The sequence below is a fragment of the Pseudomonas arcuscaelestis genome (genome assembly GCF_016881005.1).
GTDB classification, from domain to species: domain Bacteria; phylum Pseudomonadota; class Gammaproteobacteria; order Pseudomonadales; family Pseudomonadaceae; genus Aquipseudomonas; species Aquipseudomonas arcuscaelestis.
In genome coordinates this window covers 432,471-449,759 of record NZ_JACOPV010000002.1, presented here as the reverse complement: position 1 = coordinate 449,759, position 17,289 = coordinate 432,471, and the positions used below count along the sequence as shown (strand labels likewise).

The 17,289-nt window shown below is 59.0% G+C and carries 17 protein-coding genes and 1 pseudogene; 7 read left to right on the top strand and 11 right to left on the bottom strand.

Features of this window, described 5'->3' with window-relative positions; all coding sequences use genetic code 11:
- The first annotated feature begins 68 nt into the window (after window positions 1-68).
- The gene (locus tag H8F21_RS04290) at window positions 69-506 is read left to right on the top strand and encodes an acetyltransferase (protein WP_203478323.1); all 438 of its coding nucleotides are present in this window, start codon (window positions 69-71) and stop codon (window positions 504-506) included.
- A 185-nt stretch (window positions 507-691) separates the two neighbouring features.
- Window positions 692-1,000 (top strand): chorismate mutase, encoded by a 309-nt coding sequence (locus tag H8F21_RS04285; RefSeq protein WP_203482302.1) that lies wholly within the window; start codon window positions 692-694, stop codon window positions 998-1,000.
- 47 nt (window positions 1,001-1,047) lie between these two features.
- On the opposite strand, the pseudogene H8F21_RS29480 reads toward H8F21_RS04285, so the two are convergent.
- The 10 genes and pseudogenes from H8F21_RS29480 to H8F21_RS04240 form a co-directional block, all read right to left on the bottom strand.
- Window positions 1,048-1,149: pseudogene (locus H8F21_RS29480) on the bottom strand (LysE family translocator); the annotation flags it as partial.
- Window positions 1,150-1,319: 170 nt separating this feature from the next.
- A complete protein-coding gene (locus tag H8F21_RS04280) occupies window positions 1,320-1,931 on the bottom strand; it encodes a hypothetical protein (protein ID WP_203482301.1) in 612 nt (203 codons plus the stop codon).
- A 302-nt stretch (window positions 1,932-2,233) separates the two neighbouring features.
- Complete coding sequence (locus tag H8F21_RS04275) at window positions 2,234-2,704, bottom strand: hypothetical protein (protein ID WP_203482300.1); 471 nt, start codon at window positions 2,702-2,704, stop codon at window positions 2,234-2,236.
- A 173-nt stretch (window positions 2,705-2,877) separates the two neighbouring features.
- Complete coding sequence (gene tcuC, locus H8F21_RS04270; RefSeq protein WP_203482299.1) at window positions 2,878-4,179, bottom strand: MFS transporter; 1,302 nt, start codon at window positions 4,177-4,179, stop codon at window positions 2,878-2,880.
- 47 nt (window positions 4,180-4,226) lie between these two features.
- A complete protein-coding gene (gene tcuB, locus H8F21_RS04265; protein ID WP_203584073.1) occupies window positions 4,227-5,384 on the bottom strand; it encodes a tricarballylate utilization 4Fe-4S protein TcuB in 1,158 nt (385 codons plus the stop codon).
- On the bottom strand, window positions 5,371-6,825 hold the full coding sequence (gene tcuA, locus H8F21_RS04260; protein ID WP_203482290.1) for an FAD-dependent tricarballylate dehydrogenase TcuA: 1,455 nt from the start codon (window positions 6,823-6,825) through the stop codon (window positions 5,371-5,373). The genes tcuB and tcuA overlap by 14 nt, the downstream gene beginning before the upstream one ends.
- Window positions 6,826-7,005: 180 nt before the next feature.
- Window positions 7,006-7,932, bottom strand: coding sequence for a LysR family transcriptional regulator (locus tag H8F21_RS04255; RefSeq protein WP_203482305.1), 927 nt, complete (start codon window positions 7,930-7,932; stop codon window positions 7,006-7,008).
- Between the two features lie 27 nt (window positions 7,933-7,959).
- The gene (locus tag H8F21_RS04250; protein WP_203482289.1) at window positions 7,960-8,340 is read right to left on the bottom strand and encodes a GFA family protein; all 381 of its coding nucleotides are present in this window, start codon (window positions 8,338-8,340) and stop codon (window positions 7,960-7,962) included.
- Window positions 8,341-8,510: 170 nt separating this feature from the next.
- Window positions 8,511-9,236 (bottom strand): TorF family putative porin, encoded by a 726-nt coding sequence (locus H8F21_RS04245; RefSeq protein ID WP_203482287.1) that lies wholly within the window; start codon window positions 9,234-9,236, stop codon window positions 8,511-8,513.
- Between the two features lie 120 nt (window positions 9,237-9,356).
- Window positions 9,357-11,078, bottom strand: a complete 1,722-nt coding sequence (locus tag H8F21_RS04240) for an amidohydrolase (protein ID WP_203482285.1) — start codon at window positions 11,076-11,078, stop codon at window positions 9,357-9,359.
- A gap of 243 nt (window positions 11,079-11,321) precedes the next feature.
- Between H8F21_RS04240 and H8F21_RS04235 the strand changes: the two genes are divergently transcribed.
- The 5 genes from H8F21_RS04235 to H8F21_RS04215 all read left to right on the top strand — a co-directional run bounded on the left by H8F21_RS04235 (window position 11,322) and on the right by H8F21_RS04215 (window position 16,184).
- Window positions 11,322-12,233, top strand: coding sequence for a LysR family transcriptional regulator (locus H8F21_RS04235; protein WP_203482283.1), 912 nt, complete (start codon window positions 11,322-11,324; stop codon window positions 12,231-12,233).
- Between the two features lie 239 nt (window positions 12,234-12,472).
- Window positions 12,473-13,543, top strand: a complete 1,071-nt coding sequence (locus H8F21_RS04230) for a C45 family autoproteolytic acyltransferase/hydolase (RefSeq protein ID WP_203482281.1) — start codon at window positions 12,473-12,475, stop codon at window positions 13,541-13,543.
- Between the two features lie 56 nt (window positions 13,544-13,599).
- A complete protein-coding gene (locus H8F21_RS04225) occupies window positions 13,600-14,958 on the top strand; it encodes an MFS transporter (RefSeq protein ID WP_203482279.1) in 1,359 nt (452 codons plus the stop codon).
- A gap of 308 nt (window positions 14,959-15,266) precedes the next feature.
- Window positions 15,267-15,653, top strand: a complete 387-nt coding sequence (locus H8F21_RS04220; RefSeq protein ID WP_203482277.1) for a GFA family protein — start codon at window positions 15,267-15,269, stop codon at window positions 15,651-15,653.
- An 81-nt stretch (window positions 15,654-15,734) separates the two neighbouring features.
- Complete coding sequence (locus H8F21_RS04215) at window positions 15,735-16,184, top strand: GNAT family N-acetyltransferase (RefSeq protein WP_203482275.1); 450 nt, start codon at window positions 15,735-15,737, stop codon at window positions 16,182-16,184.
- 143 nt (window positions 16,185-16,327) lie between these two features.
- Here H8F21_RS04215 and H8F21_RS04210 read toward each other — a convergent pair whose 3' ends face one another.
- A complete protein-coding gene (locus H8F21_RS04210) occupies window positions 16,328-17,221 on the bottom strand; it encodes a LysR family transcriptional regulator (RefSeq protein WP_203482273.1) in 894 nt (297 codons plus the stop codon).
- Window positions 17,222-17,289: the final 68 nt, after the last annotated feature.

The following is a 17,289-nucleotide window of genomic DNA, read 5'->3' as shown; positions in this document are numbered from 1 at the left end:
CCGACACTTATACGGTCGCTATCTACTGGCGTGCCTCATTTCCGATATCAAGTGTAAAGGGTGATTCTATGATCATTCGTCAGGCTACTCATGCCGACCATCCGCAACTGCTTAACATTTGGCTGCGCTCCGTTCGCGCCACTCATCACTTCCTGCAAGAATCCGATATTGAGGCACTGCTTCCGCAGCTTCGCGATATCTACCTGCCTGCTGTTGAATTATGGGTTGCAGTAGATGCCGAGGACTGCCCGCTAGGGTTTATTGGGCTCAATGAAAACCACGTTGAGATGCTCTTCATCGAACCCGATCTGCGAGGGAAAGGGATTGGCCGCGCGCTGCTGGATCATGCCCGCAGTTCGCGCAGTCAGATGAGTGTTGATGTGAATGAACAGAACCCCGACGCGGTAGGGTTCTATTTACATTACGGGTTTGTTCAAACAGGTCGCTCTCCGCTGGATGGCGAGGGCCGCCCATTCCCCTTGCTCCACCTGAGTCTACCCGGCTAGAGCTATAGTCGTGAGTCGCTCCTAAGCTTCTGCTTCGGGGCGATTCAAAATCAGCTAGCCCGCTGTTTGCGACCGGTAGTTATCGACCCAAAGCGGACAATCACCAGAGGCTTCACTCAAGCTCCGAATCACAAGCAACTGTCTGCCCCAATCAATCGCAAGCTCATGAAATGGAAGTCACGCAAATGGATATACGTTGCACCTCCCTGGAGGAAGTCCGTCAAGGGATTGATGAAATCGACCGCAGCCTGGTTTCGCTTCTCGCCAAACGGGGGCGGCTGGTGACGCAAGCGGCAGCCTTCAAGAAAACCACCGATGATGTGCGTGCACCGGCCCGGGTCGAGCAGGTGATCAGGAAGGTGCGTGAATTGGCTAACGAAGCCGGTGGCTCGGCTGAGGTGGTGGAGCAGGTCTACCGGGCGATGATTTCGGCGTTCATTACGGAAGAACTGGCCACCCATGCGAAGCTGGCCAACGCACCTTCAGCCCCTTGAAGACAACGCGGGGGTTCATCCGAGGCCCCGCCGCTTTCCCCCACCCACTACCTCTGACTCAAAGCTGCAATCGAAACACCGGATGCCAAGAAGGTGAACCCTGCGCCTACATTTAGCCCATTTACCAGCCGTGGCCGCTGGTATAGGTAGCAAGGAGATTGAGCCATGGACACGGCGTTGGTGCTAATCGCTATTTTGCTTTGGACATGGATGAGCGGGTTGTACTACCTGAAGGTGTCCCTACAAGAGCGGCGCCGTAGACAGGTTCTTTACAAAACCTTCCTTCGGACAGGAACAGCAAAGGGCCGGCTTCGGGAAGTCAGGACTCAGGATGCCCCTTAGCGATCTTACCCTGCGTACACGGATTATAAATCTCGTTGATACTCGCGCTGGTTCCTACATAGCTGTGGGTACCTGGGACCGCCACAGCCGAGTAATTTTTACGATCGGTGGGCCGAATAAAACTTCCTTGCGCAGCCGTGAAGCTTTCAGTGCCTGGGGGCACCAGCACGCTCAGGAACTGGGCTTTCTTGTCGAGGGCCAGGGCGCCCCCCACGGTAACTGGCACGAGCATGGCGGACCAATGTTCGCTGAACACGTAAAAGGTATCGGCTGCATCTCTGCCACTTTGCAGGTGGGCACATTGCACATCGCTTGATTTGATAACTCCGGCTTGCTGATAGACGCCGCTCTTGTACAAGGCCAGCACTAGCGTGCTTTTGGTCAGCACACCCAGGCCTTGCGTGGCTCTGCACAGGTGCAAGTCACCATAGGGAAATATGCACCAGTTGGTTTCGGTGATAGTGACGATTTCGTCTTCGCTGAGCTTCAGATCGCGTTCAATGTTGGCACGGGCTTCAGGGGTCTCGTAAGGGATGGCGCATGCGCTCAGTAACGATGCGAGGGTCAGGGCGAGTAGTGGGGTTCTCATCAAGCATCCTTTGCTTATGGAGGGTATAGGTAAATGACGTACATCTTCTGCTAGAGCAGGAGAAAATTGCCGTCGTTGAGATTGGGATTTAAGACAAGAACATCAAAGCGGACGATGCTATCTACAAACGCTGACCGCCTGATGACGACTTGGCAAATGCTCCACCGGTCTACGCACCGGGAGAATTATACAGATCGCGCTGTGAGAGTCTGCTTTGGGTCGAAACCAGTCACTCGCGAACGGCTGCTTTCGACCCAAAGCAGCCCTTTAACACAACGCATTCAGAGCGAAGGGATAGCCAGTTACATATTTTTCTTGATGGCACTAATGGCTGCCAAATAAGCGTCATTGCCGATTCCAACCTGACCCCATACCTCGCGGGTCTCCCCTCCTTGGCGGTCATACTGTTCATCAGCGTCCCACAGTGTGAGGATCTGGTTTGGAAAGCAGTATTCATATGAAGTGAAACCATGTGGGCCGGAATCGTCCGAAGCAGCCATCAGGGAAAACACTTCGGTTGCAGAGAGCGCGAAAACATCGACCCCGTTAAACATGAACGTGAAATGCAGGTTTCCGGAGACACCAATGAACCAGACATCATCGCTTGGTCCGCAAGAAAGCTGCATGCAGGATTCGCAGAAATAATCAACGCCATCATGGGAATGCTCGAGTGGGAATCCAATCGCAGACATTGCTTGTCTTGCCATAGTGCGAGATACGCCAAGCCGCACAGGGCCAATTGCTTCGAGCGGTGAGATTTCAAAAACAGGCATCTACAGTGCTCCATGAAATCGAACAGCGTAGCTGCTAGCTAAGCGCCGGTACAAACTGTTAAAGCGACATTCTCAATGACTGCTTCTGGCCGGATTCTGCCTTACGTTACCGGCCAAAATTAGTTCGGTTCCCGCCGTGGATTGACGCGTGGCAAGCGTCGGCGATTGAGGAACTAAACGGTTCGGGCTGCCAAAGTTTTTTGCCGACGATACAGAATGGTCGTCGCCGTGAACCCGCACATCGCCGCGAACATCAGCCAGTAGGCAGGTGATGCCTTGTCGCCCGTGGCCTGGACAAGCAGCGTCGAGATTGCTGGGGTAAAACCGCCAAAAACTGCAGTGGCCAAACTGAAGGCCAGAGAAAACCCGACTACCCGCACGTTTTGTGGCATGACTTCGGTCAATGCCGCGACCATGGCGCCGTTGTAAATGCCAAAGAAGAATGAGAAGTACAGGAGAACAGCGAGCAGTCGTTCGAAACTCGCCGCCTCTGCTAGCCAGTGCATAGCGGGATAGGCGGTGAAGATGCACAGCAACGATATCGCCAGCAACAGTGGCCGACGGCCAATGCGGTCGGAGAGGGCGCCGCCGATAGGCAGCCAGATAAAGTTACTGATACCGACCAGCAGTGTGACCACCAGGCTGTCGGTGGTGCTCAGGTTCAGTACTGTCCTGCCAAACGTAGGTGTGTAGACCGTAATCAGGTAGAACGTGGTGGTGGTCATGGACGCCAGCAAGCCGCCCGCCAGGACGGTGCGCCAGTTGTCACTCATCGAGCGAAAAACTTCGCGAGTGGTTGGACGATGGCTGCGAGCAGTGAAGGCGGCGGTTTCTTCCAGTGAGCGGCGAATAATGAAAATGAACGGGATGATCACGCAGCCAATGAAGAACGGAATACGCCAGCCCCAATCGGCGATTTCAGCGGCTTGCATCGTGGCATTGATCGTGTAGCCCAACGCGGCCGCGACGACGATCGCCACCTGTTGGCTAGCCGATTGCCAACTGGTGTAGAAACCGGTGTGGCCGGGGGTGGAAATTTCCGCCAGATACACGGAAACACCGCCCATTTCCGCGCCGGCGGAGAAGCCCTGGAGCAGCCTGCCCAACAACACCAGAGTCGGTGCTGCCACGCCGATGGCGGCATAGCCCGGAACCAGGGCGATTAAGACGGTACCGGCGGCCATGATCGACAGCGTCACGATCAGCCCCTTGCGACGGCCCACCTTGTCGATGTACGCCCCCAGCACAATGGCGCCTAACGGACGCATCAGGAATCCGGAGCCGAATACCGCGAAGGTCATCATCAGCGAGGCAAACTCGCTGGTGGCTGGAAAGAAAGTTTGGGAGATGTAGGTCGCGTAGAACCCGAACAGAAAGAAGTCGAACTGCTCGAGAAAGTTACCGCTGGTGACCCGCAAAATGGCGCCCAATTTGGACCCCTTGGCTCGGGTTGTTGCCGTTGTCGTTTTCATCATGGCTACCGTTCTGCTCACTATTGTTTTTGGAATGAGTGTTTTAACCGTCAGTCGCTGCCAGCGTTGATCGGGTTGGGTTGACGCTTCTCGATGGCGTGTTTGAGCAGCGCTGCGCTGCGGAATATTCCGTGGGCGAATTTGCTGTAGGGCATGGTCAGGAAAAACGCCATGACTAGGCCGAGATGGATAGCCAACATCAAGCCCAAGGTGCTGGTTTCACGCAAAGCCAGTAGCGCCAGGCCGCTTGCGCTGACCAGAAACAGCAGCGCGATGAAGCCGCGATCCATGGGTTTTTGGTTCTCATCGCCGTGCGCAGGGTTGCGGCGCAGGTTCAGCCAAAGAAGCCCCGCCGGGCCGATCAGCAGGCCGATGCCACCGGCAATACCCAGCATCACCGGCAAGCTGATGATCGGATAAGGCGCCGACCACTTCAGCAGATAGTGAAAGAGCGTGGCGACGCCGGTGGCGGCGAAGCACAGCATGAAGCCGTAGAAGGTGAGGTGGTGGAATCGGCGTCGCCACAAGGTGAATTGATCGTCGGCGTTGTTGCAGCCTTCGCCATGGCCGCCGTCCAGGTACTTAAGCTTGGCGACGTTGGCCGTAGCCTCCAATGCAGCGGACGTTTTCAACGGCAGCGGCGCTGCGACCGGTGAAACGTTGCGCCAGAAGCGCCGTACACCCAGGGTCAGCGCAAGTACCGCCAAGCCGAACACTGAGCCGAACATCAGCGCCAGGGTGTTATGCGGGAAAATCTTGTAGAAGTTGCCCCCGGGAATGGCCGTGAACAAGTTGCCCATGAGCATCAGTGTTAGGCATAAAAACAACGCCAGTCCCCCACCGGAAGCCAGCGCCAGGGTCAGGCCGTTGCGCTGATACAACTTGCCCATCACTTGCGGCCAGGCATATTCGGCGTAAGTATCCAGGCGCACTTTGGCCATGGCTTTGGGTATGTTGACGTCGAATTCGTGTGGGGCGGCGTACTGACAGGCGTGCAGGCACGCGCCGCAGTTATGGCACAAGTTCGCCAGGTAATGGATGTCGGCCTGAGTGAATTCCAAGCGCCGGGTCATCGCCGGAAATACCGCGCAAAAGCCTTCGCAATAACGGCAGGCATTGCAGATGGTCATCTGCCGCTGGACTTCACTTTCGTCAAGATTCAACACCGGGATCAACCCGCCCGACGCTTGGGGATCAAACAGTTGCATGTCGTGACTCCGTGTTTGCAGATGAAACGCCAAAGCCCACCGAAGCGGCCGCCTGCACACCGGCGATGCGGCCAAACGCGGTACCGATGGCCATGCCGATGCCGGCGGTGTAGCCCTTGCCCAGAACATTGCCGGCCATCATTTCTCCCGCGACGAACAGGTTGGGGCTTGCTTTGCCGTTGAAATGCACGGCAGCGGTTTCGTCGGTGGCGAGGCCGAGGTAGGTGAACGTGACACCCGGTTTAAGCGGGTAGGCGTAGAAAGGTGGTTTCACCAATGGCCGCGCCCAATGGGTTTTGGCGGGCAACAGTCCTTGGGTGTGGCAGTCGTCCAACGCCGTGTGATCGAACGTGCCAACGCGGCAGGCGCTGTTGTAGTCCTCGACAGTCTTGACAAATTTTTCTTGAGGCAGCTTCAACTGGCGGGCGAGGTCTTGCAGAGTATTTGCGGTGGTTCCGGGAAAGACCGGCGGCATGAAGCGGCCGATGGCTTGTTGATCGATGATCGAATACGCCTGCTGACCGGGTTGTCCGGCCACCAGACGCCCCCAGATCGCATAACGTTTTGGCCAGAAATCCTCACCTTCGTCGTAGAAGCGTTCGCCATCACGATTGACCACCACACCCAGCGATACGCAGTCGATTCGGGTGCAGATGCCGCCGTCGTAGAGTGGCGCGCGGGCATCAATCGCGACCATGTGTGCTTGCGTCGGATCGCCGATCACATCTGCGCCAAGGTCGAGCATGCGCCGTAGCAAAATGCCAGTGTTGAATCGGGTGCCCCGGATCAGGAAATTGTCCGATGGCCATTCACCGCGTTCGTTCTGGCCCCAGGCTTCGCGCAGCCATTCACGGTTGGATTCAAAGCCGCCGGCTGCCAACACGCAGGCCCGGGCTTCAATGCGTTCGGCGGCGAAACGCTGACCATCGACCTCATGTTCACCCACATGGGCGGCGACGAATTTCCCCTCATCCAACTCAATGTCGGTCACTTGCGTGTTGTAGCGAACTTTTACACCCAGTCGCTCGGCGCTGCGAAAATACGCATTGACCAGCGCTTTGCCGCCGCCCATGAAAAAAGCGTTGGTCCGCGCCACGTGCAGCGCGCCGGACAGCGGTGGCTGGAAATGCACGCCGTGCGAACGCATCCAATCGCGGCAAGAGGACGATGCCCGAATGGCAATGCGTGCAAGCTTTTCATTCGTAAGGCCACCGGTGACCTTCAGCAGATCTTGCCAGTATTCTTCTTCCGGATAGGCATCGATCAGCACGTCCTGCGGTTCGTCGTGCATGCACCGCAGGTTACGGGTGTGTTGGGAGTTGCCACCGCGCCAGATTTTCGGAGAGGCTTCCAGCAGCATCACGCTGGCGCCCGCTTCTCGCGCCATCAGAGCGGCGCACAAGGCAGCGTTGCCACCCCCTATGATTAAGACATCGATCATTATCGCTCCTCGATTTGCAAGGAAGCGGGAACGAAGTGCTCCTTGCGAGTGGGGAGAACGATAGAGCGACGAAGGAATGGCCGAAAGGCTGCGTTTGACGGGGGGTGTTTAGTTTTTCTAAACGCTTTGTCTTGTCGTCAGGAGAGACTTACGTGTCCGGGGTGAAGGAGGATTACGCGTCTACCCTTCTATCCATGTAGCTCCAGGCCACTGTTTGTCAACGACCAACTGTCGCGCCACATCGACGATGACCAACCGCGTTGCCAGCGCCGCCGGAGAGAGTTCGTCGTCAGCCAGCGTCGCCAGTAGATTACGCCGGCCCACATGGGGATCGGCAATCCTGATCAGTGAAAGTCCGGAGCCGTCTTTCAATGCAGCGGCCGCCCCCGGTTGTATCGTTGCCGCATGACCTGCCCGAACGGCGTTCATTAAAACAGCGAGACCGTCGACTTCCATAATGACATTGGGTGTTAGCCCAACCCGCTCGAACGCGCTCATCAATGCCGAGCGCAATCCATGTTGCGCGCTGGGCATCACCAGCGGCAGACCGCCGAGGTCGGCTAACTGCACGCTGTCACCAGAAGGCGCTTGAGGCAGGCTGGGCGAGGCAATGACAAACAGCTTTTCATCCAGCAGCGGAGTCACGCTCCAGCGTTTACCCCCTTCGAGCTGAAACAGGATGGCCAGATCAATTTGCCGTGCGTTGAGCTGCGCCGCCAAGTGGCCAGAAAGCATTTCCACCAAATGCAGTTGTATGTCCGGATAACGCGCACGCATTGCGTTGATCAACGGTAACGCCAGCACCGTCGCGGTAGTCGGCGGTAAGCCGACGCTGACATAACCGCTCATTCGCCCGCGATGGGCGGCCATGATTGCGTTTTCCGCCTGGCGTAGCGTCAATTGGGCATGGTGTAAAAACGCAAATCCGGCGCTAGTGGGCGTCACCCCGGTGGAGGTTCGATTCAGGAGGCGGGTGCACAGTTCGCTTTCCAACTTGGAGATTTGCTGACTGAGGGCTGACACACCAACGTCCAGTTCAAGTGCCGCACGCCCCAGGCTGCCAAGCTCGATGATTTTTACGAAATAGCGCAGTTGTCTCAATTCCAATGTGGCTGCTCCCCGCAAATTTGTTATTCAAATACCTGAACGTTTGCCACGCAAGTTACGAAGCCCGAAGAGGCAGCATTGTTGCAGGTTTGGGTTGACCGTTGAGCGCGTGCGCTTTGTCGAGGACTGGTAGCAGTTGAACCGAAGGCTTCGCGACCAGAACAGCGACGAATCGCACTGGTCGCAGAACTGACGAAGCACTGATTCGGAAGAGCGGTAAGTCCTGATGCACTCCGCGCCCTGGATGATATGCAGGTCAGTTCGCAGCACGCTGCCATAGCGGGCAAACGCGGCCCCATGACTTTTACGGCATTGGTTGCAATGGCGATGTGAAAGCGCTTTGGGGCGTGATTTGATTTCGTAACTGACGGCGCCACAGAGATAGCTGCCTTGGAAAGTGCCGATCATTTTTTTAGGCAACCTGGTAACTAAATGGGTCAAATTATACGGTTGGCACGAGGAGTGTCGAATGACTGCTTCTGGCCGCTAGCTGCCGTCCATGAAGGGCAGCTATGGGTCGAGAGCAGCCACCCGGCTTCCTTCGACCCATAACAGCCAGCTTGTCGCAACTCGCAGCTTTAGAACGTCTTGCTGGCCGAGACCACCACTGTGGCCGAGCAGATATCCTTGAAGCCGAGGTAACTGGCGCATTCGCTCTTGGAGAGGTCAGTGTCGATGTAGCTGACCGACCAGTCGAGCGACAGCATCGTGCGGGTTAGCTTCACTTCCCATTCGTGGTAGTCGTCGCGGCTGGCGCCATCATTGGCAAACCAGCTCGGGTCCTTATAGTCGTTGCGCCCGTAGCGCACCAGCAAGCCGGTGTCGTACGGCAGCAGCGTGGTGTAGCCCACGTAGCTATAGAACATCAATTGGTCGCCGTTGAAGTTGTCCGAATAGTTGCCGCCCAGCAGCACGCCCCAGGCGCGCAGTTCGGCATGATACTCGCCGTAGTTGAAGTCGCCCTGGCGCGGGTACGCGTACTTGATGTACGAGGTGTCGAGGGTGACGTCGTCGTTGATCTGCCACAAGTAGCCGGCGTAGTAGTCCAGCTCCTGGCGCGTACTGCTGCCGAAGCCGAAGTCGACGTTCGAGCTCCATACGCCTGCGTATAGGCCGCTGGCGTGAGTCAGGGTCAACGAGCCCTGTAGGGCGGGATCGTTCTGGGTCTGGGAGATGCCGCGGGTGCGGTAGTCGCTGAAAATGCCAGCCTTAGCCTCGAGGCTGAAATCGTCGTTGAGGTCGATGGCATGGGCCAGCGGGGCGCAGGCGAGCAGGCCACCTGCGATTAGGTTGCGTACGGTCATTCGGTGCTTTTTCCATTTATTGTTGTTGTGCACGGTGCAACGGGGGGGCGTTTAGCGGCTGCAGCTGCTCCCACAGGGACTCGTGTCGAGTCCGTGCAAGCGGGTTTCTCTGCGATGCGATCAGCGCTGGTAGATCTGCTTGCCGGCGAACCATGTCTGCAGCACCTGGGTGTCACGTAGCCCGTCGGGATCGACGTTGAACACGTCTCGGTCGAGGACGATCATGTCGGCCTGCTTGCCCACCTTCAGTGAGCCGACCTGCTGCTCTAGGCGCATGGCGCGGGCGGCATTGAGGGTGTAGGCCTGGAACATGGTTTCGCGGGCGATGGCTTCGTCGGCATTGAGCACGCCTTTGGCGCCCTTGCGGCTGACGGCTTGGTAGATCGCCTTCCACGGCTCCGGGGTCGTGATCGGCCAGTCGCTTGCGCCGGCGATGGTCGCACCGGCCTTGTAAAGCGAGTGGGCCGGGTAGCTGTGGGCGAAGGCATGCTCATCGACATACGGCTTGACCAGGTCGACGTTAGTTTCGTCGGCACTGGCCCAGTACAATTGCATGGAAGCAATCACATCGAGCTGTTTGAAGCGCGGATAGTCCTGGGCACTGACCATCTGCAAGTGTGTGATCGAGTGCGGGACACCACTGAGTCGCGCGCGTCGGGCCTGTTCCACGCCGTTGAGTGCCTCGCGCACGGCACGATCGCCGATGGCATGCACATGAACCAGCCAGCCACGGGCATCGGCGGCATCGACCAGTTCACCGAAGTGCTTCGGGTCCAGCAGCAGTTCACCGCGTTGGCCGGAGTTTTTGTAGGGCTCAAGCATCGCCGCGCTTTGCGCTGGCATTTCGGCAACGCCGTCGGCGAACACTTTGATGCCGGGCAGGGTGAGATTGCGTACACCAAAGAACTGCTGGCGTACCTTGTCCAGCTCATCCAGGTCGGCTGGGCGGGCCTTGGAGTCAGCCATCAGCAGTGCGGCGATGTGCGCTGTCAGCTCACCTCGTTCGGAGAGATCCTTGTAGACCGGCAGCACGCCCAGCGAGTCGTTCTTCACATCCGCGCCGGGCAGCTCGTTGGCCAGCGGGTCCATCCAGCCGGTGATGCCCAGCTGCTTGGAGTAATCCAGGGCCATGCGCCCGGCGGTCATTAGGGTGCCGTGGGACAGCGGCGGCAGCAGGTCGGTCACCGGGTAGTAGCTGGCGTCGGCCAGAAACCCGTTGGGCGTGCCGTCCTGATGCTGGCCAATGGTGCTGCGTGCTTCGGCGGGCAACGCCGCGATGGTCTTGGCGTCGATCTTGGCGCGCTTGAGCAGGGCCTGGTTGGCCCAGCCGGTGTGCATGTCGTTGGCGGCCAGCAGGATCGGCTGGTCAGCCCATTCGCCATGGTTGAAACGCTGCTCCAGGGCCGGGATGTCATCCCAGTAGGTGCTCGGTACGCCACCGACGGCCAGGAACTCGCCACGCACGGCTTTGCCATCTTTGTGCCACTCGCGCAGGCGTTGCTCCAGTTCCTCGAGGGGGATCTGCTCGCCCATCAGGTTGGCCAGCTCCAGTTGCAGGCCACCTTTGATGGCATGGGAGTGGGAGTCGAGCATGCCTGGCATCAGCACCTTGCCGCCCAGGTCGATGACCTGAGTGCCCTTGGCCTTCAGGCCCAGAACGGCCTGGTCGGATCCCACGGCAACGATCTTCTCGCCCTCGACCGCCACCGCTTGCTGCAGCGGTTGGCCTGGCTCGGCGGTGTAGACCTTGGCGTTGTGAAAGATCACGTCCACTGCCGCGAAGCTGTGCAGGGAGGTGCAGGCCAGGCCCGCGCCGATCGCCATCTTCAGGAGGTGCTTCATTCGGTGCCTCGTTCTTGTTGTGATTGTGCCGCAGCCTAGCCAACGCGCAAGGCCGGTTAAATGCGGCGACAGGCACAACTTTTTTCGCGATCGGGAAACAATCCCTTGCCTATGATTGCCATGGTGCAAGCCACACGCCTTCTCGACGCCTATTCAAATCCGCGCTGTTTGCGGGCTTGATGGAAAGGCGTGGATACTTGCGCGCTTTCTCCATTGCCTCGCTTTGCCGAACAGGAAGAAACCATGGACAAAATGACGGCCCTGACCATCTTCGTGGCCGCCGCCGAACACGGCAGCTTCAGTCGTGCGGCCGAGCAGTTGGGCAAGACGCCTTCGGCCATCACCAAGGCCGTCGCCCACCTGGAGGCCGAGCTTGGGGTGCGCCTGTTCGAGCGCACCACCCGGCGCATGGCGCTCACCGAGGCCGGCAGCCTGTACCTGGAAGGAGCGCGCCAGGCCTTGATGCACCTGCAACTGGTGACCGAGGAAGTGGAGCAGTTGCAGCACGAACTACGTGGCACCTTGCGCATCACCGCGCCGCCGTCGTTCGGCCCGGCGTTTCTCAACCAGGTGTGCTTTCGCTTCATGCGCGAACACCCGCAGGTGCGCCTGGAGGTGAACCTCAACGACGCCAACGAAGACCTGATCGACGGCGGTTACGACCTGTCGCTGCGCGACGGCCCCACAGACCAGCCCGAGCTGATCGCCCAGCCGCTGATCGAAAACCGTGTGATCCTCTGCGCCAGCCCCGACTATCTGGCCCAGCGTGGCGAGGCCATCACCTTGGAGAATTACGCCCAGCACGACTGGTTGCTGCTGCGCCATCCTCTGCTCAATCGCAGCTTCTGGTGGGTCGAGCACGAGGGCCAGACCTTGCGCGTGCGCCAGCCCACGCCTCGACTGGTGAGCGACAACTTCGACTTCCTGCTTGCCTGCCTGCTCGATGGTCATGGCCTGCAGTTCGTGCCCACGTGGTGCGCCGCGCCCTATTTGGCCAAGGGGCAACTGGTGGAAGTGCTGCCCGACTACTGGCGGGCGTTGAGTGCCTTCGGGCCCTGGGTGCACGTGCTGTACCTGCCCCATCGGCGCAACACGCGCAAGGTGCAGGCCTTCATCGCCTTGCTGCACGAGCAACTGCGCAGCCAAGGGCTGTAACCAGACTGCGGGGTTCAATTGTTCCACTCAGGCACAAAAGTTGTGCGGGTTGTAGCGATGATCGGCCGGGCGTGGCTCGCTAGGCTAGCGGTGGTTGCTTGAACACAGCTGCCACTTCGTGCCCGGTCCATTACCCTGTCACTCTCACGGCAGGTACATGCAACAGGGGGGCGAGGCGGCCTCACTCTTTCCAGAACAGCAACGATGCCTCGAGCCTGCTGTACCAGGAGTTCCCCGCAGTGAAGATCCACACCCTAGTCACCGATATCCGCACGCCCGCCGAACGTGGTCGTCAGATCGGCGAGCGCTTCGCCGAGCAGATCCGCCATACCACCCAGCTGTACCTGGACTTCTTCCCGCGGGTGGGCGTGTCCCTGCGCGAGACGCAGCGCATCGGTGAAAACAGCCTGGCCGCCCTGGAAGCCTGGAGCCCGAACCTGGCGGCCGAGGTGATCGGTATGGCCAGCGGCGCCGACCTGCCGTTGTGGCAGCTGGCAAGCCTGAACGCCCGTACCGAGGTGCTGGCGGCGCGCACCCGTCACAGCGAATGTTCCACCACTGTGCATGCGCCGCGCGGCCCGCGTGCGCCGCAGACCCTGCAGACCTGGGACTGGCACGACAGCCTCTGCCCCCACGGCCTGATGCTGGCGCTGCACACCGAGCGTGGCATGACCGTCAAGCTGTTCTGCGAATTCGGCATGCTCGCCAAGCTGGGGGTGAACAGCGCAGGTCTGGGCCTGCATTTCAACATCCTCCATCACACCAGCGACAACGACAGCGGGGGTGTGCCAGTGCACGCGATTGCCCGCCGTCTGCTCGAAGACGCCAGCAGTGTCGAGGAAGCCATCGAACTGGCCCGTTCGGCGCGGGTCAGCGCCTCCACCGTGCTCACCGTGTTCTCCCGCGAGGACAGCAGCCCGCGCGCCGTCAGCATTGAGCTAAGCCCTGCGTGCACGGCGCTGGTGCTGCCGCGTGAAGACGGCTGGTTGCTGCACACCAACCACTTCCTCGACCCGCAGCTGAGCCTGGGCGAACAGGTCGCCGACCGCGCCGACACTCAGTGTCGTCTGGGGCACCTGGAGCAGGTGATCGGCCAGATGGGCCGCGCCGATCTGCGCGCCCGTGCCGAAGCCATGTGTGGCGCGCAAGGCGACAGCGCACCGATCTGCTTCCACCCGGACTTGGCCATGCCCGATACCGAGCGTTGGGAAACCCTGCTGAGCGTCGGGATCGATACCGAGCGCTGCGCGCTGGACTACGTAGCGGGCACGCCGCTGCAACTGGCCAAGGCTGGCTTCGAACGTTTCTGAGCCCACCCGGTGCCGCTTGAACAGGGCGGCACCCGCTGACAACGAGAATAACAACAATGCATGCGGAATATTCCAACCCTGCGTCGTCCCGGTCTGCGCTGCGGACCTTCTGCGTCTCCGGCATGGGCACTGCGCTGGAGTTCTATGACTTCATCATCTATGGCACCGCGGCTGCGCTGGTGTTTCCCCAAGTGTTCTTCCCGCAAATGGACCACCTGACCGCGACCTTGGTGGCCTTCAGCGCTTTTGGCGCCGGCTTCTTCGCCCGTCCGCTGGGCGGTTTGGTGTTCGGCCACTACGGTGACCGAATCGGTCGCCAAAAGGTGCTGGTCGCGACCTTGCTGCTCATGGGCCTGAGTACCTTCCTCATCGGTTGCTTGCCAAGCCATGCCAGTATCGGCGTCGCTGCCCCGATCCTTCTTGTGCTGTTGCGCCTGATCCAAGGCTTTGCCGCCGGTGGTGAATGGGGCGGTGCCGCGCTGTTCGGCGTCGAGTCGGCGCCGCCGGGCAGGCGAGGGTTGTGGGGCAGCTTCACGAGCATGGGCATCGGCGTCGGTGGCATCCTCGGCGCTGCGGTGTTCGCCATCGTCAGTGCCGCCTTCAACGACAACCTGGTGGACTTTGCCTGGCGCATCCCGTTCTGGCTCGGTGGCACGCTGGTGCTGATCGGCCTGTATGCGCGCCTGAAAGCTGCGGTACCGGTCGCCGCCCCCACGCTGAAGGGGGGCCGCGCACCGTTGGCCGATGCCTTGCGGCAGCGTCCACGCCAGCTGCTGCTGTGCACTGGGATCGCCTTCGGCTACTGCACCATCGCCTATATCGGCAGCACCTTCTTCCTGACCTACGCTACCCAGGTGGGCTTCGGCAGCACCCAGGCGTTGATGTTCGACCTTAGCTTGTCGATCGCAATCGTGTTCTCCGCGCCGATGTTCGGCTACCTGTCTGACCGACTGGGCCGGCGCACGGTGATGGTGTTCGGTGCTGTGGTTATGGCGCTCGGGCTGTTCATCTTCTTCGAACTGGTAGGCATGATGAGCTTCGGTATTGCCCTGTTCGCCTACAGCTTGATCGGTCTGCTGATGGGCGCAACTCAAGGTCCCATACCATCATTTCTGGGGGAGCAGTTCCCGCGCAATATGCGGTACTCCGGAATCTCGGCCAGCTATCAGATTGGTGCAGCACTGGGCGGCGGCACGGCATCTAGCATCGCCACTGCAATCCTTATCTTTACTAACCACAATCCGCTAGGCGTGGCGTTGTATGGAGCTGGCGCGCTGGCATTAGTCGCGTTGTGCTCGTTGTTGTTGCCCGAAACATCGCGACTGAGCATGGCGGAAATCGACGATGAACCTGATAGTGTTGCAAGGGAAGCGAGCTGGAGCGGAACCAGTACGCGTTGGCGAAAAAATAGTTGAATGTGTATTTCTGGATAGGAGGTGTCCGAGTTGAAGTTGATCGTGAGCTACAGAAGCTGCCTTCGCCCTTTACTCGCGTAATGCTTAAGGCAGCCCTCCCGACATGCGTGCCGGCCAGGTGTAAGCTTGGTCTACCCATCGTCCTGGCTCTGCGAGTGTCCGCAATGGGTCGAAAGCGGCCTGTCGTGTAGGATGGCAACCGGCCCAAAGCTGCCGATCGCGGAAGACAACAAGCGGTCAATAGCAGTCAGTCGACTGATTGGATGAGGGCGATTAAGCTGGCGTTATTTTGCGTGCATGGATGGGATATGGCTGGGATTTATCAGGGAAGTTGCTTGTGCGCGGCGGTCAGGTATGCGCTAACTCAGCCACCTAAAGCAGTCAGTCACTGCCACTGCAGTCAGTGTCGCAAAGGGCACGGGGCATTGTTCGCGTCCTACGGCAGTGTTCCTCGCAGCGCGCTTCGCATACTAGCGGGTTCGAGCTGCATCAAAGCCTATGCCTCATCAGAGACGGTTGTGCGCGAGTTCTGCATGGAGTGTGGTTCGACCTTGTTCTGGTCACGATCACAAGGGGCGTTTGCCGACTGGGTTTCGATAGCCTTGGGCACGCTCGACACTCCGTTCATAGCGGATACGCAAAAACATGTTCATGCTGATGCCGCAGTCCAATGGTACACGCCAGCAGGCGACTGACAGTGTTTGCTCGAACAGACCGCTGACCCATAATTGCCTTGGAGATGAGAGACTCATTCATTTCAATCACGGAAGATGGCCATGCAGATACGCAAAATGACTCACGACGACTTGCCTAGCGTTAATGCCCTTTGCCTGGAGTCTTTCACGTTGGCGGTTGCGCCTTCACTGTCGGCGCAGGGCGTGGAGACGTTCGCCAAGGTGGCTGCACAGCAGGCGTTTGCCGAGCGAATGATGGGCGACAACCTGATGCTGGTGTGTGTGGCAGACGGAGCCCTGACGGGGCTGATTGAACTCAAGGAAGGGCGCCATGTGGCGATGCTGTTCGTTGCGCCTGGCTGGCAACGTCGCGGCGTCGGGAAGCGTCTGGTGAATGCGGCGCTGGAGCAGGCCAGCGCCCATGTGGTGACGGTCAGGGCGTCGTTGCCCTCAGTGCCCGCTTATGAACGTTACGGGTTTGCGATGGCGGGGGAGGTGGGCGAGTTTGCCGGGCTGGTCTATCAACCGATGGAGAGGCAGTTGACTGATTGAGGGGCTAACGTCGCGACAGTTCGATATCCGCTTCTGGCCGGTTTCTGCTTGCCGTCGAGGGCTGCAATCGGCCGAAAACAGCCAGTTGTGAGTAACCCTATAGCCTTCCATCCGGCGTTACCGCACCGAGAACAAAAGAACGTTCAGCTTCGGTACCTCAGCGCCTCTACCAATGCAGAAAATGCGGGAGAGGACTGGCGCCTGTTGGGGTAATACAAATGGTAGCCCTGAAATTCGGGACACCAATCGGCCAGGACTTCTTTGAGTTGGCCGTCGGCCAGGTACGGTGCGACCAGTTCCTCTGGTACGTAGGCCAGGCCAATGCCATCAACGGCAGCATTGAGAACATGCATGATGCTGTTGAAAACGAGTTGGCCATCTGCCTTAACCGTAAACGCCTGGCCATCGCGTTCAAACTCCCAGGCGTAAATCGCCCCTGACGGTCTGTGTCGAATATTGACGCAGTCGTGGGCCGTCAGCTCATGGGGTGTCGAGGGTGCAGGTTTGCGCTCGAAATACGCCGCAGAGCCCACTACCGCCAACCGCCAATCCGGTCCTATGCGAACTGCAATCATGTCCTTGCTGATTGATTCGCCCATGCGAATTCCAGCATCGAAGCGTTCCTCGACTACGTTGGTGAATCCATAGTCGACGTAGAACTCCAATGTGATATCTGGGTAGTTCTTCAGGAAGTCTGCAAGCATCGGCCGAATGCACAACTCGATCTGATCGTCAGTGCAGGAAATACGGATCGTGCCGCTGGGCTTGTCCCGCAATTCGCTCAAGGCATCCAGCTCAATGGCGATCTGATCAAAAAGCGGAGCGATCGAGCGCATCAACCTTTCTCCAGCCTCTGTTGGTGACACATTTCGTGTCGTGCGGGCCAGCAGGCGTATGCCCAGTCTTTGCTCAAGTGCCCGGATTGTATGACTTAGCGCAGAAGGCGTAACACCCAGTTTGGCGGCCGCTTTTGTGAAACTTTGATCGCGCGCCACAGCGAGAAAAGCCTGTAGGTCATTGACTTTGGTGGTGGCCATTAATGAATTTTTCTCAAAACCGCATGAAGATTATGCCTACTAATCAGAGTATCTCTAATCCGTCAAGC

What these genes read in the sequence shown, in the direction of transcription:
- H8F21_RS04290 (WP_203478323.1), top strand. Translation starts at nt 69, where the DNA reads ATGATCATTCGTCAGGCTACTCATGCCGACCATCCGCAACTGCTTAAC.
- H8F21_RS04285 (WP_203482302.1), top strand. Translation starts at nt 692, where the DNA reads ATGGATATACGTTGCACCTCCCTGGAGGAAGTCCGTCAAGGGATTGAT.
- H8F21_RS04280 (WP_203482301.1), bottom strand. Translation starts at nt 1,931, where the DNA reads ATGAGAACCCCACTACTCGCCCTGACCCTCGCATCGTTACTGAGCGCA.
- H8F21_RS04275 (WP_203482300.1), bottom strand. Translation starts at nt 2,704, where the DNA reads ATGCCTGTTTTTGAAATCTCACCGCTCGAAGCAATTGGCCCTGTGCGG.
- tcuC (WP_203482299.1), bottom strand. Translation starts at nt 4,179, where the DNA reads ATGATGAAAACGACAACGGCAACAACCCGAGCCAAGGGGTCCAAATTG.
- tcuB (WP_203584073.1), bottom strand. Translation starts at nt 5,384, where the DNA reads ATGCAACTGTTTGATCCCCAAGCGTCGGGCGGGTTGATCCCGGTGTTG.
- tcuA (WP_203482290.1), bottom strand. Translation starts at nt 6,825, where the DNA reads ATGATCGATGTCTTAATCATAGGGGGTGGCAACGCTGCCTTGTGCGCC.
- H8F21_RS04250 (WP_203482289.1), bottom strand. Translation starts at nt 8,340, where the DNA reads ATGATCGGCACTTTCCAAGGCAGCTATCTCTGTGGCGCCGTCAGTTAC.
- H8F21_RS04245 (WP_203482287.1), bottom strand. Translation starts at nt 9,236, where the DNA reads ATGACCGTACGCAACCTAATCGCAGGTGGCCTGCTCGCCTGCGCCCCG.
- H8F21_RS04240 (WP_203482285.1), bottom strand. Translation starts at nt 11,078, where the DNA reads ATGAAGCACCTCCTGAAGATGGCGATCGGCGCGGGCCTGGCCTGCACC.
- H8F21_RS04235 (WP_203482283.1), top strand. Translation starts at nt 11,322, where the DNA reads ATGGACAAAATGACGGCCCTGACCATCTTCGTGGCCGCCGCCGAACAC.
- H8F21_RS04225 (WP_203482279.1), top strand. Translation starts at nt 13,600, where the DNA reads ATGCATGCGGAATATTCCAACCCTGCGTCGTCCCGGTCTGCGCTGCGG.
- H8F21_RS04220 (WP_203482277.1), top strand. Translation starts at nt 15,267, where the DNA reads ATGGCTGGGATTTATCAGGGAAGTTGCTTGTGCGCGGCGGTCAGGTAT.
- H8F21_RS04215 (WP_203482275.1), top strand. Translation starts at nt 15,735, where the DNA reads ATGCAGATACGCAAAATGACTCACGACGACTTGCCTAGCGTTAATGCC.
- H8F21_RS04210 (WP_203482273.1), bottom strand. Translation starts at nt 17,221, where the DNA reads ATGGCCACCACCAAAGTCAATGACCTACAGGCTTTTCTCGCTGTGGCG.